We start from the raw sequence: 25,002 nt of genomic DNA on the forward strand, positions 1-25,002 counted from the left end.
TTATGTCTTGATTGTTTTTCGGCTCGTCCGTATGGCGAGAGGCGTTGGTTATGAAGTTTGTTGATGAAGTATCGATTCGCGTAAAGGCTGGTGACGGCGGCAATGGCGCCATGAGTTTCCGTCGGGAAAAATTCATCGAAAATGGTGGCCCGAACGGCGGTGATGGCGGTGACGGCGGTTCCATCTACATGATGGCTGACGAAAACCTCAACACCCTGGTCGACTACCGTTACACCCGGCACTTCGATGCCGAGCGTGGCTCCAACGGCGGCAGTACCGACTGCACCGGCAAGAAGGGCGAAGACTTGATCCTGCGCGTGCCGGTTGGCACCACGGTGATCGACTCCGCTACCCAGGAAGTGATCGGCGACCTGACCAAGGCTGGCCAGAAACTGATGGTAGTGCAGGGCGGCTGGCACGGCCTGGGTAACACCCGTTTCAAATCCAGTACCAACCGGGCGCCGCGTCAAACCACGCCGGGCAAGCCGGGTGAGCAGCGTGATCTGAAGCTGGAAATGAAAGTACTGGCTGACGTCGGCCTGCTGGGTTTGCCGAATGCCGGTAAAAGTACCTTCATCCGTTCCGTTTCGGCCGCCAAGCCGAAAGTCGCCGACTACCCGTTCACCACGCTGGTGCCGAACCTCGGTGTGGTCAGCGTCGATCGCTGGAAGAGCTTCGTCATTGCCGACATTCCGGGTCTGATCGAAGGCGCTTCCGATGGCGCTGGCCTGGGTATTCGCTTCCTCAAGCACTTGGCGCGTACCCGTCTGCTGCTGCACCTCGTCGACATGGCGCCGCTGGATGACAGCAGCGCACCGGATGCGGCTGAGGTGATCGTCAACGAGCTGATCAAGTTCAGCCCGTCCCTGGCTGAGCGTGATCGTTGGCTGGTGCTGAACAAGTGCGACCAGATCCTTGAAGAAGAGCACGATGAGCGCGTCAAGGAAATCGTTGATCGCCTCGAGTGGACCGGTCCGGTTTACGTGATCTCGGCGATCGCCAAGATCGGTACCGAGCGTCTGTGCCACGACATCATGCGTTACATGGAAGACCGTGCTGATCGTCTGGCCAATGACCCGGCTTACAAGGAGGAGTTGGCCGATCTCGATCAGCGCATCGAAGACGAAGCGCGCGCGCAACTGCAGGCGCTGGATGACAAGCGTGCCCTGCGTCGCAGCGGCGTGAAGTCGGTCCATGATATCGGCGACGATGATTGGGACGAAGAAGATGTGGATGACGAAGACGGTCCGGAAATCATTTACGTGCGTGACTGATTCGTTGGGTAGGAGCTGCCGCAGGCTGCGATCTTTTGACCTTCAGAAGATCGCTGGTGTGTGCTGAGTCTTCATCTCGGGGCGGTGTTATCATCGCTGCAAGCCGTTTTTCTAAGGCGCCGCTCAATCGAGCGGCGTTTTGGTATCTGGAAATCGCAAGTCACAAATAACGTCATGGGCGGCGCTGGGTCGCGCTGCCCTCAAGCTAAGGTTGAAGATGATGCGGAGCAAGGTGACAGGTGCGCAGCGTTGGGTCGTGAAGATCGGCAGCGCTTTGCTGACAGCGGATGGCAAAGGGCTGGATCGCGCGGCAATGAGTGTCTGGGTCGAGCAGATGGTGGCTCTGCATGAGGCTGGCGTCGAATTGGTGCTGGTGTCCTCCGGAGCGGTGGCGGCTGGCATGAGCCGTTTGGGCTGGACCGCACGACCCAGTGCGATGCACGAGCTCCAGGCGGCTGCTGCAATTGGTCAGATGGGCTTGGTGCAGGCGTGGGAATCGAGCTTCGCCGAGCATGGCCGGCACACTGCACAGATTCTCCTGACTCACGACGATCTGTCCGATCGCAAACGCTACCTCAATGCTCGCAGTACTCTGCGTGCATTGGTCGAGCTGAAAGTCATCCCGGTCATCAACGAAAACGACACCGTGGTCACCGACGAAATCCGTTTCGGCGACAACGATACGCTGGCGGCGCTGGTGGCCAACCTGGTCGAGGCGGATCTGCTAGTGATCCTTACCGATCGCGACGGCATGTTCGACGCTGATCCGCGCAACAATCCGGATGCGCAACTGATTTACGAAGCGCGCGCCGATGACCCGAGTCTGGATGCGGTCGCTGGCGGTACCGGCGGTGCGTTGGGTCGTGGTGGCATGCAGACCAAGTTGCGCGCAGCGCGTCTGGCCGCGCGTTCCGGTGCGCACACCATCATCGTTGGTGGGCGTCTTGAGCGTGTACTTGACCGCCTGAAAGCGGGTGAGCGCATCGGCACCTTGCTGTCACCCGAGCGCGGCATGCTGGCGGCGCGCAAGCAGTGGCTGGCCGGGCATCTGCAAACGCGCGGCACGCTGGTGCTGGATGAAGGTGCAGTGTCAGCGCTGTCCAAAGGCAACAAAAGTCTGCTGCCGGTGGGTGTGAAGCTGGTGCAGGGCAGTTTCCGTCGCGGCGAAATGGTGGTCTGTGTGGCGCCTGACGGTCGTGAGATTGCTCGTGGCCTGGCCAACTACAGTGCGCTGGAAGCGCAAAAAATCATCGGTCAGTCGTCGGATGCGATTGTCGGTTTGCTCGGTTACATGGCTGAGCCTGAGCTGGTTCACCGTGACAACCTGATTCTGGTTTAGGAGAATTCGATGCGTTTAGCGAAAGGATTGTTGGGCTTGCTGATGGCGCTGCCATTGCTTGCCTCGGCCGAAGAAATCGGTCAGGTGTCGACGGTGTTCAAGTTTGTCGGCCCGAACGACCGTATTGTCGTTGAGGCTTTTGATGATCCGAAAGTCGAGGGTGTGACCTGCTACTTGTCGCGCGCCAAAACTGGCGGTGTGAAGGGCGGTTTGGGCCTGGCTGAGGATCGCGCAGAGGCATCGATCGCTTGTCGTCAGGTCGGCCCGATCAAGTTCAAGGGTGATCTGAAAGATGGCGATGAGGTGTTCAAGGAGCGCACGTCGCTGGTGTTCAAGACCATGCAGGTGGTGCGTTTCCTCGACAAGAAGCGCAATACGCTGGTGTATCTGGTCTATAGCGATCGCTTGATCGAGGGCAGTCCACAGAATGCCGTGACCGCCATCCCGATCCTGCCATGGGTGCCCGTCCAGCAGTAACGCCGCAAATCCAACTGTAGGAGTGAGCCTGCTCGCGATGGAGTTGTATCAGTCAATATATGCATCGACTGATACAACTCCATCGCGAGCAGGCTCACTCCTACATTTTTTTGCGCTGGATTCACCAAATTTCATGCATAAAAAAACCGACCCTAAGGTCGGTTTTTTAATGACTACGTCGGATTAAGCAGCTTCTTTCAGCGCTTTGACGTGGCCATTCAGGCGGCTCTTATGGCGAGCAGCCTTGTTCTTGTGGATGATGCCTTTATCGGCCATACGGTCGATAACTGGCACAGCCAGAACGTATGCAGCTTGAGCTTTTTCAGCGTCTTTTGCGTCGATGGCTTTAACTACATTCTTGATGTAGGTGCGAACCATGGAACGCAGGCTGGCGTTGTGGCTGCGACGCTTCTCAGCCTGTTTTGCACGTTTTTTGGCGGAAGGTGAGTTGGCCACCGTCGAGCTCCTCGAAAGACTTTTTAGGAAATAGCAAACAAAATAGGCCGCGAATCATGCCGATGAGTTGAAGTCTTGTCAAGGGCACTTGAAACGTTCCGCTAAGTGGTAGGTATAAAGAGGCGGGATATTTATTTCCGGCGCTTGACCTGTAAACTCGCGAGCTTTGGCTCTGTGCTGCTGCGGCGCGGAGTATCGCACAAGTAGGCGCTTTGTTCGCCTGCTGTTTATCGACAGGCACAAATTCCCTCAATGAATCTGCTCAAATCGTTGGCCGCCGTCAGCTCTATCACGATGCTTTCCCGGATTCTGGGCTTTGTTCGTGACACGCTGATTGCTCGTACTTTCGGCGCCGGGATGGCGACGGACGCCTTCTTTATTGCCTTCAAACTGCCCAATCTGCTGCGGCGTATCTTCGCTGAAGGCGCGTTCTCTCAGGCATTCGTGCCGATTCTCGCTGAATACAAAAGCCAGCAGGGTGAAGAGGCGACCCGAACCTTTATTGCCTATGTGTCGGGTTTGCTGACACTGGTATTGGCGGTAGTGACGGCGCTGGGCATGATCGCTGCGCCCTGGGTGATCTGGGCTACTGCGCCCGGCTTCACTGATACACCGGAAAAATTCCAGCTCACCTCGGATCTGTTGCGGGTGACCTTCCCCTATATATTGCTGATCTCGCTGTCCTCGCTGGCCGGTGCGATTCTCAATACCTGGAACCGTTTCTCGGTGCCGGCCTTTGTGCCGACGTTGCTCAACGTCAGCATGATCGTGTTTTCGCTGTTTCTCACGCCGTACTTTGACCCGCCGGTGATGGCGCTGGGCTGGGCGGTGCTGGTAGGTGGTCTGGCGCAGTTGCTCTATCAACTGCCGCACCTGAAAAAGATCGGCATGCTGGTGCTGCCGCGCCTGAATCTGCGCGATACCGGCGTCTGGCGCGTGATGAAGCAGATGCTGCCGGCGATTCTCGGCGTCTCGGTCAGCCAGATTTCGCTGATCATCAACACCATCTTCGCCTCGTTTCTGGTGGCAGGCTCGGTGTCGTGGATGTATTACGCCGACCGCCTGATGGAGTTGCCATCCGGCGTACTGGGTGTGGCGCTGGGCACAATCCTGCTGCCGACATTGGCGAAAACCTATGCAAGCAAGGATCGCCATGAGTATTCGCGGATTCTTGATTGGGGTCTGCGTTTGTGCTTTGTATTGGTGCTGCCGTGCTCGCTGGCGCTGGGGATTCTCGCCGAGCCGCTGACTGTTTCGCTGTTTCAGTACGGTCAATTCAGCGGCTTTGACGCCGAAATGACCCAGCGTGCGCTGATTGCCTACTCTGTCGGCCTGCTTGGGATTATTGTGATCAAAGTGCTTGCGCCGGGCTTTTATGCGCAACAGAACATCCGGACTCCAGTAAAAATCGCAATCTTCACACTGGTCGTTACTCAACTGTTCAACCTCGTTCTGATTGGTCCGCTGGCTCACGCCGGTCTGGCCTTGGCAATCAGTGCCGGTGCCTGCCTGAACGCCGGATTGCTGTTCTATCAACTGCGCAAGCAGCAGATGTATCAGCCGCAGCCGGGTTGGGCCAAGTTCGGCTTCAAACTGGTGGTGGCAGTGGCGGTGATGTCCGTGGTGCTGCTGATCGGCATGCATTTCATGCCGCCATGGGATCAGGGGCACATGCTTGAGCGCTTCCTGCGTCTGGGCGCATTGGTTGCGGCGGGCGTGGTCGCTTATTTCGGCATGTTGCTGCTGCTCGGTTTCCGCCTGCGTGACTTCAATCGCAAGGCCTTGAGCTAAGGTTTCACCCTTTATAAACAGGCGCGGGCCGGCAGTTTTGTCGGCTCGTTCACTTTGCGTTACGGTGTTGCCTGTCGTCGGCCGTCGGGTGTGGTTATAATCGACCACTTTATGAGCAAGAAGCGCGTTATGCAGCTGGTTCGAGGCCTCCACAACTTGCGCCCCCAGCATCGGGGCTGCGTCGCCACTATTGGCAACTTTGACGGTGTTCACCGTGGTCACCAGGCTATCCTGGCCCGACTGCGTGAGCGTGCGCTCGAGTTGGGCGTACCTAGCTGCGTGGTGATTTTCGAGCCGCAGCCACGGGAATTCTTTGCCCCGGAGACCGCGCCGGCGCGTCTGGCACGGTTGCGCGACAAGCTGCAACTGCTGGCCGCTGAAGGCGTTGACCGGGTGTTGTGCCTGGCGTTCAACCAGCGCTTGAGCAAGCTCAGCGCCAGCGAGTTCGTCGACACCATCCTCGTTGATGGTCTCGGCGTGCAGCATCTGGAGGTCGGTGACGACTTCCGCTTCGGTTGCGACCGCCTCGGCGATTTCGACTTCCTGCTGCAGGCCGGGCAGATGCATGGTTTCACTGTTGAAGCCGCGCAAACCGTCGAGCTGGACGGGATTCGCGTCAGCAGCACGCAAGTGCGCAACGCGTTGGCTGCCGCCGATTTTGCCTTGGCCGAACGTTTGCTCGGCCGCCCGTACCGGATTGCCGGTCGCGTGCTGCATGGCCAGAAACTGGCCCGGCAACTCGGTACGCCGACTGCCAACATTCAACTCAAGCGTCGTCGCGTGCCGTTCACCGGGGTGTACCTGGTGGATGTCGATATCGACGGCAAGACCTGGCCCGGTGTCGCCAATATCGGCGTACGGCCCACGGTGCAAGGTGATGGCAAGGCCCACCTTGAAGTCCATCTTCTAGATTTTGCCGGCGATCTGTATGACCGGCGTTTGACGGTGGTTTTCCACCAAAAGCTGCGTGAAGAGCAGCGCTTCGCCTCCCTGGAGGCATTGAAAACGGCGATCAATGCGGATGTCGCCACCGCCCGTGCACTAGCCGCACCTAGCGCCCATCGCTAATGAAGAGCCTTAAATGACCGACTATAAAGCCACGCTTAACCTTCCGGACACCGCCTTCCCAATGAAGGCCGGCCTGCCACAGCGCGAACCGCAGATCCTGCAGCGCTGGGACAGTATTGGCCTGTACGGAAAGTTGCGCGAGATTGGCAAGGATCGTCCGAAGTTCGTTCTGCACGACGGTCCTCCGTATGCCAACGGCACGATCCACATCGGTCACGCACTGAACAAGATTCTCAAGGACATGATCATCCGCTCGAAGACCCTGTCGGGTTTTGACGCGCCGTACGTTCCGGGTTGGGACTGCCACGGCCTGCCGATCGAGCACAAGGTTGAAGTGACCCACGGCAAAAATCTGGGCGCGGACAAGACCCGCGAACTGTGCCGTGCCTACGCCACCGAGCAGATCGAAGGGCAGAAGTCCGAATTCATCCGTCTCGGCGTGCTGGGCGACTGGGCCAACCCTTACAAGACCATGGACTTCAAAAACGAGGCCGGTGAAATCCGCGCCCTCGCCGAAATCGTCAAGGGTGGTTTCGTGTTCAAGGGCCTCAAGCCTGTGAACTGGTGCTTCGACTGTGGTTCGGCCCTGGCTGAAGCGGAAGTCGAGTACGAGACCAAAAAGTCCTCGACCATCGACGTCGCCTTCCCGATCGCTGACGAAGCCAAACTGGCTGCTGCGTTCGGCCTGCCGTCGCTGAGCAAACCTGCGTCGATCGTGATCTGGACCACCACCCCTTGGACCATCCCGGCCAACCAGGCGCTGAACGTTCATCCGGAATTCAACTACGCGCTGGTTGATGTCGGCGACAAGCTGCTGGTGCTGGCTGAAGAGCTGGTCGAAGCCTGCCTGGCGCGCTACAGCCTGGAAGGTTCGGTCATCGCCACCACCACTGGTAAAGAACTCGAGCTGATCAACTTCCGTCACCCGTTCTATGACCGTCTGTCGCCGGTGTACCTGGCTGACTACGTCGAACTGGGCGCTGGCACCGGCGTGGTTCACTCCGCTCCGGCCTACGGCGTGGACGACTTCGTGACTTGCAAGAAATATGGCATGGTCAACGACGACATCCTCAACCCGGTGCAGAGCAACGGCGTGTACGCGCCGTCGCTGGAATTCTTCGGCGGCCAGTTCATCTGGAAGGCCAACCCGGCCATCGTCGACAAGCTGACCGAAGTCGGTGCGCTGATGCACACCACCGTCATCGAACACAGCTACATGCACTGCTGGCGCCACAAGACCCCGCTGATCTACCGCGCCACCGCGCAGTGGTTCATCGGCATGGACAAAGAGCCAACCAGCGGCGACACCCTGCGTGTGCGCTCGCTCAAAGCCATCGAAGACACCCAGTTCGTTCCGGCCTGGGGCCAGGCGCGTCTGCACTCGATGATCGCCAACCGTCCGGACTGGTGCATCTCGCGTCAGCGCAACTGGGGCGTGCCGATCCCGTTCTTCCTCAACAAGGAAAGCGGCGAACTGCACCCACGCACCGTTGAGTTGATGGAAGAAGTCGCCAAGCGCGTTGAAGTCGAAGGCATCGAAGCCTGGTTCAAGATGGACGCTGCCGAGCTGCTCGGCGACGAAGCGCCGCTGTACGACAAGATCAGCGACACCCTCGATGTCTGGTTCGATTCGGGCACCACGCACTGGCACGTCCTGCGCGGTTCGCACCCGATGGGTCACGACAGTGGCCCGCGTGCCGACTTGTACCTGGAAGGTTCCGACCAACACCGTGGCTGGTTCCACTCGTCGCTGCTGACCGGTTGCGCCATCGACAACCACGCGCCGTACCGCGAACTGCTGACCCACGGTTTCACCGTCGACGAAGCCGGCCGCAAGATGTCCAAATCGCTGGGCAACGTGATCGCGCCGCAGAAAGTCAACGACACCCTGGGCGCCGACATCATGCGTCTGTGGGTCGCTTCGACCGACTACTCCGGTGAAATGGCGGTTTCCGACCAGATCCTGCAACGCAGTGCGGACGCCTATCGTCGTATCCGTAACACCGCGCGTTTCCTGCTCTCGAACCTGACGGGTTTCAACCCGGCCACCGACATCCTGCCGGCTGAAGAAATGCTCGCGCTGGATCGTTGGGCGGTAGACCGCACCTTGCTGCTGCAACGCGAGCTGCAAGAGCACTACGGCGAATACCGTTTCTGGAACGTCTACTCGAAGATCCACAACTTCTGCGTGCAGGAGTTGGGCGGTTTCTACCTCGACATCATCAAGGATCGTCAGTACACCACTGGCGCCAACAGCAAGGCCCGTCGTTCGGCGCAAACCGCGCTGTTCCACATCTCCGAAGCGCTGGTGCGCTGGATCGCGCCGATCCTCGCTTTCACCGCCGACGAACTGTGGGAGTACCTGCCGGGCGAGCGTAACGAGTCGGTGATGCTCAACACCTGGTACGAAGGTCTGACCGAACTGCCGGCCGACGTTGAACTGGGCCGCGACTACTGGGAACGCGTAATGGCGGTGAAAGTAGCGGTGAACAAAGAGATGGAAATCCAGCGTGCGGCGAAAGCCGTCGGTGGCAACCTGCAAGCCGAAGTGACGCTGTACGCCGAAGACGCTCTGAGCGCCGATCTGGCCAAGCTGAGCAACGAACTGCGCTTTGTTCTGATCACCTCGACCGCCAGTGTTGCGCCGTTTGTGCAGGCTCCGGCCGATGCGGTAGTGACTGAAGTCAGCGGCCTGAAGCTGAAGATCGTCAAGTCGGCCTTCCCGAAATGCGCCCGTTGCTGGCACTGCCGTGAAGACGTTGGCGCGAACCCGGAACATCCGGAAATCTGCGGTCGTTGCGTCGACAACATCAGCGGCGCTGGCGAGGTTCGTCACTATGCCTAATGCCGTTGGCCGTTTTGGACGGTTGAGCTGGCTGTGGTTGAGCTTGCTGGTGCTGGTCATCGACCAGGCCAGCAAGTTCTACTTCGAAGGCAAGCTCGAAATGTTCCAGCAGATCGTGATCATTCCCGATTACTTCAGCTGGACGCTGGCTTACAACACTGGCGCTGCCTTCAGCTTCCTGGCTGACAGCTCCGGCTGGCAGCGCTGGCTGTTCGCCCTGATCGCGATCGTTGTCAGTGCGGTGCTGGTGGTCTGGCTCAAGCGTCTGGGTCGTAACGAAACCTGGCTGGCGGTCGCTTTGGCGCTGGTGCTGGGCGGCGCGCTGGGTAATCTGTATGACCGCATCGCCCTGGGCCATGTGATCGATTTCATTCTGGTGCACTGGCAGAACCGCTGGTACTTCCCGGCGTTCAACTTCGCCGACAGCGCCATCACTGTTGGTGCGGTGATGCTGGCACTGGATATGTTCAAAAGTAAAAAGACCGGAGAAGCCGTTCATGACTGAACAGGTATTGGCTGAGCAACGCATCGGCCAGAACACGGAAGTCACTTTGCACTTTGCATTGCGCCTGGAGAACGGCGACACCGTCGACAGTACGTTCGACAAAGCCCCGGCGACCTTCAAGGTCGGCGACGGCAATCTGCTGCCGGGTTTCGAAGCGGCGCTGTTCGGCTTCAAGGCCGGCGACAAGCGCACGCTGACCGTCGAGCCGGAAAACGCTTTCGGTCAGCCGAACCCGCAGAACGTGCAGATCATTCCGCGTTCGCAATTCGTCGATATGGAGCTGTCGCCGGGTTTGCTGGTGATCTTCAACGATGCGGCCAATACTGAGTTGCCGGGCGTGGTGAAAGAGTTCGACGACACGCAAGTGACCATCGACTTCAATCACCCGCTGTCGGGCAAGACGCTGACCTTTGACGTCGAGATCATCAACGTCAAAGCGATCTAACTGACTCTATGAAGTCAAATGTGGGAGCGAGCCTGCTCGCGAATGCGGTGTGTCAGCCAACAGTAATGTTGCAGGTGATGGCCTCTTCGCGAGCAAGTCGAATCGTCGCACCGTCGCTCCCACAGTGTTTTTAACTGTTTTCGCGCGCAAGACACGAGGCACAGCATGCAAATCAAACTCGCCAACCCCCGTGGCTTCTGCGCCGGCGTGGACCGGGCGATCGAAATCGTCAACCGCGCCCTGGAAGTCTTTGGGCCGCCGATCTACGTGCGTCATGAAGTGGTGCACAACAAGTTCGTCGTCGAAGACCTGCGCAGTCGCGGAGCGATCTTCGTCGAAGAGCTGGATCAGGTGCCGGACGACGTCATCGTGATCTTCAGTGCGCACGGCGTCTCCCAGGCCGTACGTACCGAAGCCGCTGGCCGTGGCCTGAAAGTCTTCGACGCCACCTGCCCGCTGGTGACCAAGGTGCACATCGAAGTGGCCAAGTACAGCCGCGACGGTCGCGAATGCATCCTGATCGGCCACGCCGGTCACCCGGAAGTCGAAGGCACCATGGGCCAGTACGACGCCAGCAATGGCGGCGCGATCTACCTCGTCGAAGACGAAAAAGACGTGGCCGAGTTGCAGGTGCACAACCCGGAAAAACTGGCTTTCGTTACCCAGACGACGCTGTCGATGGACGACACCAGTCGCGTCATCGATGCGCTGCGCACGCGCTTCCCCGCCATTGGTGGCCCGCGCAAGGACGACATCTGCTACGCCACGCAAAACCGTCAGGACGCGGTCAAGCAACTGGCTGACGAGTGTGACGTCGTGCTGGTAGTCGGCAGTCCGAACAGCTCCAACTCCAACCGTCTGCGTGAGCTTGCCGAACGCATGTCCACACCGGCATACCTTATCGACGGCGCCGAAGACCTGCAGAAGAGCTGGTTCGATGGCGTTGAGCGTATCGGCATCACCGCCGGTGCCTCCGCGCCGGAAGTGCTGGTGCGCGGCGTGATTCAGCAATTGCAGGCCTGGGGTGCGACCGGTGCCGATGAATTGGCCGGGCGCGAAGAGAACATCACGTTCTCGATGCCTAAAGAGCTGCGCGTACGTTCGATCTGACGTTTTTGTTCTTTTGACACAGCGCCTGCTCAGCTTTTTCGCTGGCCAGGCGCACGCGACCGGTCGCCGCCAGCACCACCTGGAGCTGGCTGATCGGCTCGTTTACCGAGCAGATATGTAGTTTTCCTGCCTGAAACATTCGTCCGGGCATCAGCGGCTTACCCAGGCTGCCAAACCTTATATAACGACTTACCCACCAGTTACCGGCAATTGGAATTCGCTGATCGCTCGCGCGTTCGACCAGCAGTGGATTGCTGCTGTCCTCCGGCCCCTTGCCGCTGATATCCAGAATGATTCGCCAGCCCCGGCTCCAATCGCCGTCGATGCCATGGATGACCACGCTTTGATTGTGCGTGATCGCTAACGTTCGAGCATTGCGAATACCGTCGAGCAGCGATTGCGCAGCCTGATGGCGATGGTTCGACTCGGTGAGCGCGGCAAACGCCGGACTGACCAACAGCAGAACAATTGCGCCAATCGCCAGTCCCATAAGCAGTTCTATCAGGCTGAAACCCTGTTGCGGCATGAAAACTCCCTCCGTGGAGTGTGATGAACGGCGCGCTCCGTGCGCCGGGCAGGGCAAATCAACCGACGCGGGCCGGTTGAATGTTCTAGCGTGTAGAAGCAGGTATAGCCGACGGCAACGGAGGGCATCGATGGATCTTCGTACAAAAGGTTTCACGCTGATCGAGTTGTTGGTCGCGGTCGCGATCTTCGTGATCCTGATTACCCTGGCAGTGCCGGCGTTTACCCGTTCGATACAGGGCAGCAAGGCCGACACCGAAATGGGCGACCTGCAACGGGCGATCAATTTCGCCAGGCTCGAGGCCATCGACCGTGGTACGACGCTGCGCTTGCGTCCGACCGCTGGTGGCAGCGTCTGGACCGGTGAACTGGCGGTCTACGACAGTACTGGCAATCCGGCCAATGTGTTGCGGGTTGTTCCCGCGATGAGCAGCGGCGCGACTCTGACGCTACCCTCAGGAGTGACCGCGCTGGATTTCAACAACCTTGGCGGTCTGGCGGCACCGTCGACGGCGGTGGTCATCAGTTACACGCTGGGAACGCAAAGCAGGACGCTGAACGTGTGCTTGAACGGACGAATTCAACTGGGTGGAAGTTGCGGATGAGGGCAGGGAGTAAAAGCGCAGAGGAGGGCATGACGCTGATCGAGGTGCTGGTCGCGTTGCTGATTCTGACGGTCGGGCTGCTGGGGGCGGCGGCGGTGCAACTGAATGCGCTGAAGTATACCGACAGCTCACGGATGACCAGTCAGGCCAGTTTCATCGCCTACGACATGATGGACCGCATCCGCGCCAACTCCGGCGCCGACTACACCGTCACACCGCCGACCTCGGGCAATCTGAGCGTTGCACGGGATCAGGATCTCTACGACTTCACCACCAACATCATCAACTTCGGTGGACCGACCGCGACTGGCAGCATCACCCTCAATCAGCGGGTCTACACCATCACCATCAACTGGAGCGACGCACGGGCAGCCAACACCGCCAATGCTCAACGCAGTTTTGTCCTGACCAGCCGCGCGGCTGTTGATCCGGTGGCGACGCCATGACGCGCCATCAGCGGGGTTTCGGCCTGATCGAGTTGCTCATTGCTCTCGCACTGGGCTTGATCATTGTGCTGGGGGTCGTGCAGATTTTCATTGCGGCGAAAAATACCTACGTCAGCCAGAACAGCGCCGCGGCGATGCAGGAAGACGCGCGTTTTGTGCTGAGCAAAATGATTCAGGAAATTCGCATGGTCGGGATGTTCGGCTGTCTTGGCAGCATCACCGATTCGAGCAGCGCAGGTGATTTCAACGCCTCGCAGATCACACCGATCAGTTGGGACAATGCCAGCCTCAAACTGACGCTGGTCACTGCCGATATTGGCAGCGGCGGCGGCACGCCGACCTGGACAGTGGTTTCCGATTGCCGTAACAGCGCAACGGCCTATACCGGGTTGCGTTCTGCGGCGAGCGGGCAGATCGCCTTTCCGATCCGGCGTCTGATCTACAGCTTCAGCAACAATCAGATTCTCATGGGCACCGGCAGCGGCACACCGACTCAGCAGGTGTTGGTGAACAACGTCAGTGCTTTCAACGTCACTTTTGGTCTGGCCAGCTCGGCGACGGATGTGGCGGCCTCGACGTATAGCGCCAATCCCAGTGATCCGGCACGCATTCGCAGTGTGCGCCTGAGTCTGACTCTCACCGACCCCAACAGCCGGGTCGCCACGCAAACCTTCAATGTGGTTGCCGCTTTGCGCAACCGCTTGCCGTGAGGGCCGGGGTGATGCGGATTTCTTTTCATGACCGGCAAGCGCAACGCGGCATGGCGTTGCTGGTCAGTCTGGTGTTTCTGTTGTTGCTGACGTTGATTGGTCTGTCGTCGATGCAAAGCGCCAACCTGCAGGAAAAAATGGCCGGCAGCGTGAGTTTGCGCAATCAATCGTTCCAGACCGCCGAGGCGGCGTTGCGAGTGGGGGAGAGTGCGGTTCAGCTTGATACCTACACCTTGGCGGTGTGCAGCGGCACGACGCAATGCGCACCGCCGGCGGAATCATCGGTGGTCAGTGCGGCGGGGCTCAATTCAACTTCGGGGGTGACATGGATCGCTTCCGGTAATGGTTTCTATGGTGTGCAGAATATCGGCACCACACTCACGGCTGTGAATGTACCAAGTAATACCTCGGCGACGTTGTATCGAGTCACTGCCGTCGGCATCGCCGGCACTTCGCGTAGCGTTGTGGAGAGTGTCTATGCGAAGTATTGAGCGCTATGGGTCGCTGCTGTTCGGCATGCTGATGAGCTTTTATCTGGCTGCGCCGGCGTATGCGTTCACGCCGTCTGATTCGCCGCTGTTGAGTGCGGCAGCGGTGCCACCCAACGTCATGCTGCTGATCGACGACTCCGGGAGTATGAACAGCATTATTTATGCGGCCGGATTCGATCCGACGGCTGATCGCACGCCGGCGCGGCAGTGCAACGCATTGCTCGGCTTGTGTCTGAGTTCGACGACGATCACTGGCGACACGATCTTTCTGTCGAGTCTGCCAACCTCCGGGTGCTCCGGCGGTGCCTATGCGTTCTACAACAACAGCCTGGCGCCGTTGTGCCTGAAACTGCCGGACCCGGTGGGCAGCGGCAACACGCGCTATTCAGGCGATTACATTTCCTACTTGGTCAGTCTGGCAATTAACAACGGCACGCGCGATTTCACCACCGGGACGATTCCCAACGACTACCGCATCAATGTCGCGCGCAACGTCTCCACGGCATTGGTCAGCAGCAACCGCACGTTGCGTATCGGCCTGTCGACATTCAATCCGGCCACCAGCAACAACTCGGGGAATGGCGGATTCATTGCCCGTTCGATCAGCGATCTGTCACCGGTCAGCGGCAGCGTGACCCAGGCACAGGCTGACACCAACTACAACGCACTGATCTCCTCGATCAACGGCTTGAGCGCGGTGGCCAACACGCCATTGGCGGAAACCTATTACGAAATCACCCGCTACATGCGCGGTATGGCGCCTTACTACAACAGCACGCCGACTACCTACACGAGCCCGATTCAGTATCGCTGCCAGAAAAACTACGGCGTGGTGATTACCGACGGTCTACCCACGTTCGACCGAACCTTCCCGACTAACGACCCGTTGGGCGGCAGCCGTTTGCCGAACTGGGACGGCGTCAACAATGACGGCAACAATCTCAATGGTGACAACGAAGGGGACACGCTGTATCTGGATGACATCGCCAAGTTTGCCTTCGACATCGACATGCGCTCGACCGGTACCGACGCAGCGGGCAAGAGCTGGAACGCAGTGGATTTTCCCAAGCAGAATATGAACACCTACACCGTGGGCTTCACCGCCGATAACGACATGCTCTCCGATGCCGCCAGTTATGGGCTGGGCAAGTATTACCAGGCGACCGACAGTACGGGACTTAACGCCGCCTTGTCGTCGGCATTGAGTGACATCACCTCCAAGGCCGGCTCGGGCGGCGCAGGCGTTGCCAGTGGAACTACGCTAACCACTAGCAGCAGTTTTTATCAAACCACTTATGACCCCAAGGACTGGCGCGGCACGATCAAGTCGTTCGGCTTCACCTCGACCGGGACGGTCAATACCTCGACGGCGCAGTGGACGACCGACACCACCATCGTGCCATCCGCCACCGCCGCGACCTTTCAGTCGTGGAACACGCTGAGCAACGCAGCGGTAACCCTGGCTTACGGCAACTTTTCCCCGGCCCAGCAGACCACGCTTAGTCAGGGATTGCCAACCGGCATCAGCGGCATTGATCTGGTGGAGTGGAGCAAGGGCACGAACAAGACCGGGCTGAAAGTGCGCAGTGTGCTGCTCGGCGACATCATCAATTCGCCGCTGGTGCTGGCGTCGCCATCAGACAAAACCGCCTCCGATCTTTCCGGGGACACCAGCTACAGCACTTATCTGGCCACCAAGGCTGCGAATATGAACACCAGCCTGGTGGTCAACGCCAACGATGGTTTCGTCAACGTGATCAATTCGGCGAACGGTACTCGCCGTTACGCCTACATGCCGTCCAGTGTGCTGCCGTCATTGCGCCTGATCGCCGACACCAACTACGTCAACGGTGTGAGCCACAAGTTTTTGGTGGACGGTCAGGTTGGGGTATTCGACGCGCAGTCCGGCACTGCGTGGAAAACCCTGGCCATTGGCGGCACCGGAGCCGGGGGTAAAACATTCTACGGGTTGCAACTGTTTGATGCGTCTGCGGGCAATGTGATCAAGGCGTTGTGGGAAGTCAGTGCGCCGGCCACCGCCAGTGCTGCGAACGCATTCAATGATCTGGGTTATGCCTACGCCCGTCCGGAAGTGGCACGCTTGGCCAATGGTCGCTGGGCGGCATTCATTGCCAACGGCTACGGCAGCAATTCAGGCGTGGCAGCCCTGTATGTACTGGATGCGCTGGACGGTTCGCTGATCAGGAAAATCGTTATCGACAGCACGGAAACCACCAACGGTTTGTCGTCGGTGAAACTCAAGGTCAACTCTTCGAATGTGGTGCAGGCCGCTTACGGTGGCGACTTGAAGGGGCGGTTATGGAAGTTCGACCTGAGTGCCACGTCCTCTGATAGTTGGGGCGTGGCGTTTTCCGGCAAGCCACTGTTCACCACGGCGGGCGGGGCGACTCAACCGATCACCGCGCAGCCGTTACTGGCGGATAACGCGCTGGGCGGCAAACAGGTCTTCGTCGGTACCGGCAAGTTCAACGAAACGGCCGACAAGACCAACAAGGATTTGCAGGCGTTCTATTCCGTGTGGGACGCCGATGGAGGTTCTGGTCAACTGACTGTCAGCAGTTTGCAGTCGCAGGCGATCACCGGATCATTCACCGGCAGCTCTGGACAGTTTCTGACCACAACGCAGAATGACACGACGTATCCGGCGGAGAAGGGTTGGTATCTTCCGCTGGTGTACAACAACGTGCTGACCGGCGAGCGGGTGATCAATCAGGCGAGTATCGTGCTGGGCCGTATTGTCTTTACCACGGCGAGTGTTGATACCACTGATCCCTGTGCGAGTTTTGGTACCGGCAAACTGGTCGAACTGGATGCGTTCAGCGGTAAGATGCTCAATTACGCCGTGCTGGACACCAGCTCTGACGGTTTGGTCGACAGCAATGACTCGATCTCCAGCGGAGTGATATTCACCGGTGGCATTCCGACCCTGAACTTCGTCTCCAGCGACGGCAAGCGCAAGGGGACGACCGACACCAGTGGCACCATCACGATCATTGTGGAGAAGGGCGGCGGCGGCAGTCGTCGTATCATGTGGCGACAAATACAGTAAGCGAGAGTTTGAGGCATGCGCAGATTCAACCGAGGTTTCACCCTGATCGAAATCATGATCGTGATTGCGATCATCGGGATCGTTATCACCATCGCTGCACCGAGCTATACCGAGTACCTGAAAAAGGGCCGTCGCGCCGAAGTGGTGTCACTGCTCTCGGAGCAAGCGCAGAGCCTCGAGCGTTTCTACACCAAGAACAATGTCTACACCGGTATCACCGGACTCAGCACGGGCAATGATTTCTACACCCTCACCCCGACCATCGCTGACCAGACCTTCCTGCTGACCGCTACCCGTAAAACGGGTACCTCCATGGCCACCGACAAGTGCGGGGATTTCACCCTGACCAACACCGGTATCCGCAGCATGAACAACGCGACCACCGGGCTGACCACCAAGGATTGCTGGGGCCGCTGAGGCGCTTTCTTTCGAGTGCCTTTTGCGCTCGCTGTCTTTTTTACGGTTGGAACAAACATGACCAGGCAACAGCAAGTGGTGATTGTCGGTGGCGGGGTGATTGGCCTGCTGACCGCCTACAACCTCGCCTCCGAAGTATGCAGCGTGGTGCTGCTCGATCGCTCGAACCTCGGCCAGGAATCGTCCTGGGCGGGCGGCGGTATCGTTTCGCCGTTGTATCCGTGGCGCTATAGCCCGGCGGTTACCGCACTGGCGCACTGGTCGCAGGACTTTTATCCACAGCTCGGCGAGCGTTTGTTTGCCGATACCGGGGTTGATCCTGAAGTTCATACCACCGGCCTGTACTGGCTGGACCTGGACGATGAAGCCGAGGCACTGGCGTGGGCCGAGCGAGAAAATCGCCCGCTACGGGCTGTGGATATCTCGGCGGCGCATGACGCGGTGCCGGTGCTTGGCGGCGGTTTCTCCCGGGCGATTTACATGGCTGATGTCGCCAACGTACGCAATCCGCGACTGGTGAAATCACTGAAAGCGGCATTGCAGGCACTGCCGAACGTGACGATTCACGAACAGTGCGAAGTCAGCGCGTTTGTCCGTGAGGGCGCGCAGGTCGTCGGCGTCGAAACCTCCAGCGGTGTGATCAAAGGTGATCAGGTCGTGCTGACGGCCGGTGCGTGGAGCGGCGATCTACTCAAGACGCTGGATCTGACGCTGCCGGTCGAACCTGTCAAAGGGCAGATGATTCTCTACAAGTGCGCGGCGGATTTTCTGCCGAGCATGGTTTTGGCCAAGGGGCGTTATGCGATCCCGCGTCGCGACGGCCACATTCTGATTGGCAGCACGCTGGAGCACGAAGGCTACGACAAGACGCCGACCGATGTGGCACTGGAAAGTCTCAAGGCTTCGGCAGTGGAGTTATTGCCAGCGTTGGCCGATGCCGAAGTGGTCGGGCACTGGGCAGGGTTGCGCCCGGGATCGCCGGAGGGCATTCCGTACATTGGCCGGGTGCCGGGGTTTGACGGGTTGTGGTTGAACTGCGGGCATTACCGCAATGGGCTGGTGCTGGCGCCGGCGTCGTGCCAGTTGTTTGCCGATGTGATGCTGGGAAGGGCGCCGATTATTGATCCAGTGCCGTATGCGCCTGAAGGCCGCATTTAGTCAGATATTTCTCTGGTGCCTGGCAGGCCGCTTTCGCGAGCAGGCTCGCTCCCACAGTTGATCTTTGTCGTTCACAAAATCCAATGTGGGAGCGAGCCTGCTCGCGAAGGGGTCCTCAATCCAGGCCCAGTTTCTTCAGCCGATAGCGCATCGAACGAAACGAAAGACTCAACCGCTGCGCCGCCGCCGTGCGATTCCAGCGTGTTTCTTCCAGCGCCTGCAAGATCAGCTTCCTCTCGACGTTCTCCAGATAATCTTCCAGATTGTCGATCTGCGTCAGATCGGCAATCCCGCCGTCCGCCGCGCAGTTGCCTTCGCTCAGACGTAAATCTTCAGCCTCGATCGTGCGGTTTTCACACAAGGTGTGTGCCCGCTCAAGCACGTTCTCCAGCTCCCGCACATTCCCCGGAAACCGGTAATTTTTCAACGCTTCCAGCGCCTGTGGATGAAGGCGCGCAACGGGCTGAGCACTGTCCTTGGCCAAACGCTTGAGCATATTGGCCGCCAGCACTTCAATGTCATCACGGCGCTCACGCAGGGGCGGCACGCGCAATTCAATCACGTTCAGGCGGTAATAAAGATCCTGACGAAAGCGTTCGGCCGCGACCTCTGCATCGAGATCCTTGTGCGTGGCGCAGAGAATCCGCACATCGACCACGCTTTCCTGCTGGCCGCCGACACTGCGCACGGCTTTTTCCTGAATCGCGCGCAGTAACTTCACCTGCATCGACAACGGCAAGTCCGCCACTTCATCGAGAAACAACGTGCCGCCATGGGCTGCCTGAAATAACCCGGGCTTGTCCTCGACCGCGCCGGTGAAACTGCCTTTACGATGGCCGAAAAACTCGCTTTCCATCAGTTCCGTCGGGATCGCTCCGCAGTTCACCGGTACGAACGGCTGGCTGGCGCGCGGCCCCTGTTCATGAATCAGGCGCGCAACCAGTTCCTTGCCACTGCCCGATTCGCCGCTGATGTACACCGGCGCCTGACTGCGAGCGAGTTTGTCGATTTGCTTGCGCAGAATGCGCATCGGTGGCGAATCACCGAGCAAGCGCCGATCGATGGAGGTAAAGCTGCCTCCCGCCGCCGGCATACGCAGGGCGGTGCCGACCAGTTCGCGCAAACGAGTGAGGTCCACCGGTTTGGTGAGGAAGTCGAAAGCACCTGCTTTCAAAGCGTTGATGGCCGTTTCCAGGCTGCCATAGGCGGTGATCATCGCCACCGGCAGTTGTGAATAGCGTTGCTGGATGTGCTGCACCAACTCTAGCCCGGTACCATCGGGCAGGCGCATGTCTGTCAGGCACAGATCGAATTTCTCGCGGTCCAGCAGCGCTTGGGCTTCAGCCAGATTACGCGCGCTGTAGGTGTCGAGTTTCATCCGTCCCAGGGTGATTTCCAGGAGTTCGCGGATATCCGGTTCGTCGTCGACGATAAGAATTTTTTGCCGTGGGCTCGTGTTCAACTTTGTTTCCGTCCGTGAGCAAAGGTGATGCGAAAGCAGCCGCCGCCTTGGCGTGATTGAAAGTCTAGGCGCGCTTGGTTGCTTTCGCACAGCTCACGGGACAGATAAAGCCCAAGGCCGGTGCCTTGGCTGCTGGTGGTGAAAAACGGTTCGAACAGATGCGTCTGTTCATCGGCCGGGACGCCGGGGCCGTTGTCCTGCACTTCGAGGACCGCCAACTGGCTGTCGGGATCGCTGAACAGGGCCAGCCAGACTTGCGCCTGATCGTGCAGCAGGGCGCTGTGGCGCCAGCCGTTGCGTAACAGATTGTCGAGAATCTGCGTGAGCTGGTTGGGGTCCATCAGCGTGGTGAAGTCCCCCGAATTGATCCGCAGATGAATTTCCTGGCGCTCGGAGGCCTGTTCGCGGCTTTCGGCAACGAAGTTTTCCAGCCACGGCTTGAGATCCAGCCGTTGCGGCGCGCTCTGTTGGCGGCGGGACAATTGCAGGACGTTTTCGATGACTCGGTTCATGCGCTGGGAGTGGTCTTGAATAATCTGTGTCAGACGTCGATCCGCGCCATCGAGTTCCTCGGATTCAGCCAATAGCTGCGCGGCATGACTGATGGCACCCAGCGGATTGCGAATTTCGTGGGAGATCCCAGCGGTCAGTCGCCCCAGCGCAGCCAGTTTCAATTGCTGAGCTTGTTGGCTGATTTGCGCGAGGTCTTCGAGAAACACCAGGGTTTGCTGGTTTGGGCTTTGTTCGAGGGCGATGAAACTCGGTTGCAGCTCGAGGCCATTGCCGGGGATTTTCAGGCTCTGTGGGCGCAAGGTCGGGTTGTTCATCCACAGTTGCAGGCGCTCGACCAGCGCCGGCGAATAGTCATCGATCAGGTGTCCTTGAAGATGCGATTGCGCGAGCAGGGTTTGCGCGCTGTGGTTGGCCAACTGCACCCGATGCGCCTCGTCGAGCACGAGAATGCCGGTGCGCATGCGTTGCAGGATAAGTGCGTTGAGGGCTTCGAGGCCGACGACTTCGCTGGCGCGTTTTTCGGCGAGTGTTTCGCTGACTTCGAGGCGACTGATCAGCCCTTGCACCAGCAACGACGCGGCAAAGCACAGTGCACCGAGGGTGCCGGCCTGCAGGTATTCATTGGCGCTCAGGGGGTGGTTGAAACTCAACAGAAAACTCGAACCAACGATGCCCAGCGCACCGATCGCGGCAATCAACAGGCCGATGCGCCGCCGCAGCAGGGTGTTGCTGATCGCCACCGAGACAATCAGCAGATTGCCCAGGGCACTGCCAACGCCACCGGCAGCGAAGAACAATCCGCATAAAAGCAGGACATCGACGAGGGCCAGGCTGAACAGTTGCGCCGGCCGTCGCGTGTTCTCGAGGAATACCACCAACAGAATGTTGAGAATCAGGTACAGCCAACTGCCGCCGCGCAGCAATTCGTCGTTGGCCGACGTCAGCAGGCGGTTGTCCATGTTGCTGGAGATCAGCAACACCAGCGTGATACCGACGCTTAAACGGTAGAGATGATAAAGGCGCAGCAGGCGCTGCGCCTGTTTGCTGTCGGCGCTGGAGGCCTCAGCGATCACTGGCACCCGGGCCTTGCTCAAGGTGAGCCTGACTGCAATACCACTGTTGTTGCACACTCAACGCGCGGTCGCGCGGCAGGTGTACGCCGCAATGGGCGCAGCGCACCATCGGTGGCGCGTCCTGTTCACGAGAGGCGCGGTCGGATTGATTGGACGCGGCAGGAGCCTTGAATTTGCGCCACAGCCATACCGCAGCAAAAATCAGGACAATCCAGAACAATAAACGAAGCATGATGAGCGGCTTTTCGACTGATGATCCGGCAGTTTAGCCAAGGACCCGACAAGCGCACAGCCTATTAATGCGCGGCAATAAAAAAGGGAGATCCGCAGATCTCCCTTTTCTGTACTGCCGGTGTGATCAGTCGAACACGCCGAAAGTCATGTAGCTGAACCAGGAACGGTCGGTGTTGCTCGACTCAGGCTCTGGCTCTTCGATCACGTCGCCGTTCTCGTCTTTAGGCTTGAGCTCGTTCGGGATCGCGTCTTTCGCGTCCTGGAACTGCTTCTGCACGTCCTGATTGGCGCGGGTTTCGCCCGGCGGCAGCGGTGGACGCGATTCGATCAGGCCCAGAGTCGCCTTGCTCAGGAACGAACGGTTGTCGGCTTCGGCAACCCGTGGCACGAACTGACCGTCTTGCAGGCTCGGGTGGTTCGGGTAGTTGAGCTTCAGGGTTTCGAGGCTGGTGGCCGCCAGTTCGTCCAGGTGCAGACGCTGATAGGCTTCAGTCATCACCGCCAGGCCGTCGCCGACCGATGGGGTTTCCTGGAAGTTTTCCACCACGTAACGGCCACGGTTGGCAGCGGCTACATAGGCCTGACGGGTCAGGTAGTAGTCGGCCACGTGGATTTCGTAGGCGGCCAGAAGGTTGCGCAGGTAGATCATGCGCTGCTTGGCATCCGGCGCGTAGCGGCTGTTCGGGTAGCGGCTGGTCAGCTGGGCGAACTCGTTGTACGAGTCGCGCGCGGCGCCCGGGTCACGCTTGGTCATGTCCAGCGGCAGGAAGCGCGCCAGCAGGCCGACGTCCTGGTCGAAAGACGTCAGACCTTTCAGGTAGTAGGCGTAATCCACGTTCGGGTGCTGCGGGTGCAAACGAATGAAACGCTCGGCGGCGGACTTTGCAGCTTCCGGCTCGGCGTTCTTGTAGTTGGCGTAGATCAGCTCCAGCTGCGCCTGATCGGCGTAGCGACCGAACGGATAACGCGACTCCAGAGCCTTCAGCTTCGCTGTGGCGCTGGTGTAGCTGTTGTTGTCCAGGTCAGTCTGAGCCTGCTGATACAGCTCGGCTTCGCTGAGGTTTTCGTCTACGACTTCCTTCGATGAGCAAGCAGCGGTCAATGCGAGGATGGCGATCAGCAGCAGGTGTTTCACTTGCATGGCGGCTTGCGTCCCTATGACGGCCGCTGTCTTGGGCGGGGCCGTCCTGTTATGATGAGCGCCCCGTTGAAAAGCCTCGGGGCAAAAGACGCCGTATTTAACCACAAGCGCGCAGCCGAAACCAAAAGCTGTGCCGACGCACAGTCAGAGCATGTCCGATAAAATTGAACTTCGCGCAGAGGTGCCGTCCGAATTGGGCGGCCAACGCCTCGATCAAGTCGCTGCCCAACTCTTCGCTGAGCACTCTCGCTCGCGCCTTTCCGCCTGGATCAAAGAAGGTCGCCTGACTGTGGACGGGGCGGTCATCCGCCCGCGCGACATCGTGCACGGCGGTGCCATCCTTGAGCTGACTGCCGAGCAGGAAGCCCAGGGCGAGTGGATCGCCCAGGACATCGAGCTCGACATCGTCTATGAAGACGACGACATCCTGGTGATCAACAAGCCTGCGGGCCTGGTGGTGCACCCGGCTGCCGGTCATGCCGATGGCACCCTGCTCAACGCCTTGCTGCACCACGTGCCGGACATCATCAATGTCCCGCGCGCCGGTATCGTGCATCGTCTGGACAAGGACACCACCGGTCTGATGGTGGTGGCCAAGACCATTCAGGCGCAGACCAAGCTTGTTACTCAGTTGCAGAGCCGCAGCGTCAGCCGCATCTATGAGTGCATCGTGATTGGTGTCGTGACCGCCGGTGGCAAGATCAACGCCCCGATCGGTCGTCACGGCCAGCAGCGCCAGCGCATGGCGGTAATGGAAGGCGGCAAGCCTGCCGTCAGCCACTACCGCGTGCTGGAGCGCTTCCGTTCGCACACCCACGTACGGGTGAAGCTCGAAACCGGTCGTACTCACCAGATTCGCGTGCACATGTCGCACATCAACTTCCCGTTAGTCGGCGACCCGGCGTACGGCGGTCGTTTCCGTATTCCGCCAGCGGCGAACCCGACGATGGTGGAATCGCTCAAGCATTTCCCACGTCAGGCCCTGCACGCGCGCTTCCTTGAGCTGGATCATCCGACGACCGGTGAACGCATGAGCTGGGAATCGCCGTTGCCGGAAGATTTCGTCTGGCTGCTGACCCTGCTCAAGCAGGATCGCGAGGCATTCGTCGGATGAACTGGCTGACGCCGGACTGGCCTGCGCCGGCCAGCGTCAAAGCCTGCGTCACCACCCGCGAGGGTGGCGTCAGCGAGGCGCCGTTCGACAGCCTCAATCTGGGCGATCATGTTGATGACCGTCCTGAGGCTGTTGCCGAGAACCGACGGCGCCTGACCGATCACTTCTCTATACAGCCTGCCTGGTTGCAGCAAGTGCACGGGATCGCCGTCGCTCATGCTGATCCGGGCATTGTCGCGACTGCCGATGCCAGTTGGACGGCAACGCCGGGCATTGCCTGCGCGGCGATGACAGCCGACTGCTTGCCAGCATTGTTCTGCGATCGTGCCGGCACCCGTGTGGCGGCGGCCCATGCCGGTTGGCGTGGTCTGGCAGCAGGTGTGCTTGAAGCGACGCTCGCCAGCCTCGATGTTCCGTCTGAAGACGTTTTGGTCTGGCTCGGTCCGGCCATTGGCCCGCAAGCCTTTGAAGTCGGCCCGGAAGTGCGGGAAGTCTTCATCAATCAATTGCCCGCAGCGGCAGAAGCCTTCGTACCGAGCGACAATGCCGGCAAGTTTATGGCTGACATCTATAAGCTGGCGCGCCTGCGTCTGGCTGAACGTGGTGTCACAGCGGTTTACGGCGGCGGTTTCTGCACCGTGACCGATCCACGCTTCTTCTCTTATCGCCGTGCCCCACGCACGGGTCGCTTTGCCTCCCTTATCTGGCTCACCCGCTAAACTGTCTGATCTGC

Annotated in this window: 24 protein-coding genes; 18 read left to right on the top strand and 6 right to left on the bottom strand. The window is 59.3% G+C overall.

Annotated features, from left to right (window positions below):
* Positions 1 to 50: 50 nt before the first annotated feature.
* The 3 genes from cgtA (at position 51) to HUW52_RS05885 (ending at position 3,090) form a co-directional block, all read left to right on the top strand.
* Positions 51 to 1,274, top strand: a complete 1,224-nt coding sequence (gene cgtA / locus HUW52_RS05875) for an Obg family GTPase CgtA (protein ID WP_016986202.1) — start codon at positions 51 to 53, stop codon at positions 1,272 to 1,274.
* Positions 1,275 to 1,494: 220 nt separating this feature from the next.
* Positions 1,495 to 2,613 (top strand): glutamate 5-kinase, encoded by a 1,119-nt coding sequence (proB, locus tag HUW52_RS05880; RefSeq protein WP_026000682.1) that lies wholly within the window; start codon positions 1,495 to 1,497, stop codon positions 2,611 to 2,613.
* A gap of 9 nt (positions 2,614 to 2,622) precedes the next feature.
* Positions 2,623 to 3,090, top strand: coding sequence for a CreA family protein (locus HUW52_RS05885; protein ID WP_102900531.1), 468 nt, complete (start codon positions 2,623 to 2,625; stop codon positions 3,088 to 3,090).
* 183 nt (positions 3,091 to 3,273) lie between these two features.
* On the opposite strand, the gene rpsT is transcribed toward HUW52_RS05885, so the two are convergent.
* Positions 3,274 to 3,546, bottom strand: a complete 273-nt coding sequence (rpsT, locus tag HUW52_RS05890) for a 30S ribosomal protein S20 (RefSeq protein WP_003228351.1) — start codon at positions 3,544 to 3,546, stop codon at positions 3,274 to 3,276.
* 252 nt (positions 3,547 to 3,798) lie between these two features.
* Here rpsT and murJ point away from each other — a divergent pair, with 252 nt between their 5' ends.
* From murJ to ispH, 6 genes are all read left to right on the top strand, one after another.
* Positions 3,799 to 5,337, top strand: a complete 1,539-nt coding sequence (murJ, locus tag HUW52_RS05895; RefSeq protein ID WP_016986205.1) for a murein biosynthesis integral membrane protein MurJ — start codon at positions 3,799 to 3,801, stop codon at positions 5,335 to 5,337.
* A 129-nt stretch (positions 5,338 to 5,466) separates the two neighbouring features.
* Positions 5,467 to 6,405 (top strand): bifunctional riboflavin kinase/FAD synthetase, encoded by a 939-nt coding sequence (gene ribF, locus HUW52_RS05900; protein WP_008078544.1) that lies wholly within the window; start codon positions 5,467 to 5,469, stop codon positions 6,403 to 6,405.
* A 13-nt stretch (positions 6,406 to 6,418) separates the two neighbouring features.
* Entirely contained in the window at positions 6,419 to 9,250 is a 2,832-nt protein-coding gene (gene ileS, locus HUW52_RS05905; RefSeq protein ID WP_175553173.1) for an isoleucine--tRNA ligase, read from the top strand.
* The gene (lspA, locus tag HUW52_RS05910) at positions 9,243 to 9,755 is read left to right on the top strand and encodes a signal peptidase II (protein ID WP_007909836.1); all 513 of its coding nucleotides are present in this window, start codon (positions 9,243 to 9,245) and stop codon (positions 9,753 to 9,755) included. Before ileS ends, lspA begins: the two co-directional genes overlap by 8 nt.
* Positions 9,756 to 9,762: 7 nt before the next feature.
* On the top strand, positions 9,763 to 10,200 hold the full coding sequence (gene fkpB / locus HUW52_RS05915) for an FKBP-type peptidyl-prolyl cis-trans isomerase (RefSeq protein ID WP_175555644.1): 438 nt from the start codon (positions 9,763 to 9,765) through the stop codon (positions 10,198 to 10,200).
* A 165-nt stretch (positions 10,201 to 10,365) separates the two neighbouring features.
* The gene (gene ispH, locus HUW52_RS05920) at positions 10,366 to 11,310 is read left to right on the top strand and encodes a 4-hydroxy-3-methylbut-2-enyl diphosphate reductase (protein ID WP_095189322.1); all 945 of its coding nucleotides are present in this window, start codon (positions 10,366 to 10,368) and stop codon (positions 11,308 to 11,310) included.
* On the opposite strand, the gene HUW52_RS05925 is transcribed toward ispH, so the two are convergent.
* On the bottom strand, positions 11,282 to 11,836 hold the full coding sequence (locus tag HUW52_RS05925) for a GspH/FimT family protein (protein ID WP_175553174.1): 555 nt from the start codon (positions 11,834 to 11,836) through the stop codon (positions 11,282 to 11,284). The genes ispH and HUW52_RS05925 overlap by 29 nt on opposite strands.
* A gap of 130 nt (positions 11,837 to 11,966) precedes the next feature.
* On the opposite strand from HUW52_RS05925, the gene HUW52_RS05930 reads away from it, so the two are divergent.
* Genes HUW52_RS05930 through thiO form a run of 7 tightly spaced genes read left to right on the top strand, consistent with a single transcriptional unit; the run spans position 11,967 to position 18,732 of the window.
* Entirely contained in the window at positions 11,967 to 12,440 is a 474-nt protein-coding gene (locus tag HUW52_RS05930; RefSeq protein ID WP_016986210.1) for a GspH/FimT family pseudopilin, read from the top strand.
* Complete coding sequence (gene pilV, locus HUW52_RS05935) at positions 12,437 to 12,886, top strand: type IV pilus modification protein PilV (protein WP_016986211.1); 450 nt, start codon at positions 12,437 to 12,439, stop codon at positions 12,884 to 12,886. The genes HUW52_RS05930 and pilV overlap by 4 nt, the downstream gene beginning before the upstream one ends.
* Positions 12,883 to 13,596, top strand: a complete 714-nt coding sequence (locus tag HUW52_RS05940) for a PilW family protein (RefSeq protein WP_016986212.1) — start codon at positions 12,883 to 12,885, stop codon at positions 13,594 to 13,596. The genes pilV and HUW52_RS05940 overlap by 4 nt, the downstream gene beginning before the upstream one ends.
* Positions 13,597 to 13,607: 11 nt before the next feature.
* Positions 13,608 to 14,087, top strand: coding sequence for a PilX N-terminal domain-containing pilus assembly protein (locus tag HUW52_RS05945; RefSeq protein ID WP_034153858.1), 480 nt, complete (start codon positions 13,608 to 13,610; stop codon positions 14,085 to 14,087).
* Complete coding sequence (locus tag HUW52_RS05950; protein WP_175553175.1) at positions 14,074 to 17,157, top strand: pilus assembly protein; 3,084 nt, start codon at positions 14,074 to 14,076, stop codon at positions 17,155 to 17,157. Before HUW52_RS05945 ends, HUW52_RS05950 begins: the two co-directional genes overlap by 14 nt.
* Before the next feature lie 15 nt (positions 17,158 to 17,172).
* Positions 17,173 to 17,574, top strand: a complete 402-nt coding sequence (locus HUW52_RS05955) for a type IV pilin protein (RefSeq protein ID WP_016986215.1) — start codon at positions 17,173 to 17,175, stop codon at positions 17,572 to 17,574.
* A 57-nt stretch (positions 17,575 to 17,631) separates the two neighbouring features.
* Positions 17,632 to 18,732 carry a glycine oxidase ThiO gene (gene thiO / locus HUW52_RS05960; RefSeq protein ID WP_016986216.1) on the top strand — a complete coding sequence of 367 codons (1,101 nt, stop codon included), beginning with the start codon at positions 17,632 to 17,634 and terminating at the stop codon, positions 18,730 to 18,732.
* Between the two features lie 115 nt (positions 18,733 to 18,847).
* Here thiO and HUW52_RS05965 read toward each other — a convergent pair whose 3' ends face one another.
* The 4 genes from HUW52_RS05965 to HUW52_RS05980 form a co-directional block, all read right to left on the bottom strand.
* Positions 18,848 to 20,194, bottom strand: a complete 1,347-nt coding sequence (locus tag HUW52_RS05965; RefSeq protein ID WP_016986217.1) for a sigma-54 dependent transcriptional regulator — start codon at positions 20,192 to 20,194, stop codon at positions 18,848 to 18,850.
* On the bottom strand, positions 20,191 to 21,780 hold the full coding sequence (locus HUW52_RS05970; protein WP_175555645.1) for a PAS domain-containing sensor histidine kinase: 1,590 nt from the start codon (positions 21,778 to 21,780) through the stop codon (positions 20,191 to 20,193). The genes HUW52_RS05965 and HUW52_RS05970 overlap by 4 nt, the downstream gene beginning before the upstream one ends.
* Positions 21,770 to 22,012: a PP0621 family protein gene (locus HUW52_RS05975; RefSeq protein WP_175553176.1), complete on the bottom strand. Its 243-nt coding sequence runs from the start codon at positions 22,010 to 22,012 to the stop codon at positions 21,770 to 21,772. Before HUW52_RS05975 ends, HUW52_RS05970 begins: the two co-directional genes overlap by 11 nt.
* Positions 22,013 to 22,138: 126 nt before the next feature.
* Complete coding sequence (locus tag HUW52_RS05980; protein ID WP_007909854.1) at positions 22,139 to 23,155, bottom strand: outer membrane protein assembly factor BamD; 1,017 nt, start codon at positions 23,153 to 23,155, stop codon at positions 22,139 to 22,141.
* 151 nt (positions 23,156 to 23,306) lie between these two features.
* Here HUW52_RS05980 and rluD point away from each other — a divergent pair, with 151 nt between their 5' ends.
* Both rluD and pgeF read left to right on the top strand, forming a co-directional pair.
* Positions 23,307 to 24,269 (top strand): 23S rRNA pseudouridine(1911/1915/1917) synthase RluD, encoded by a 963-nt coding sequence (rluD, locus tag HUW52_RS05985; RefSeq protein WP_016986220.1) that lies wholly within the window; start codon positions 23,307 to 23,309, stop codon positions 24,267 to 24,269.
* Entirely contained in the window at positions 24,266 to 24,988 is a 723-nt protein-coding gene (gene pgeF / locus HUW52_RS05990; protein WP_175553177.1) for a peptidoglycan editing factor PgeF, read from the top strand. Before rluD ends, pgeF begins: the two co-directional genes overlap by 4 nt.
* Positions 24,989 to 25,002 lie beyond the last annotated feature (14 nt).

It is taken from the genome of Pseudomonas sp. 43A, from assembly GCF_013363935.1.
GTDB lineage: Bacteria > Pseudomonadota > Gammaproteobacteria > Pseudomonadales > Pseudomonadaceae > Aquipseudomonas > Aquipseudomonas crudilactis.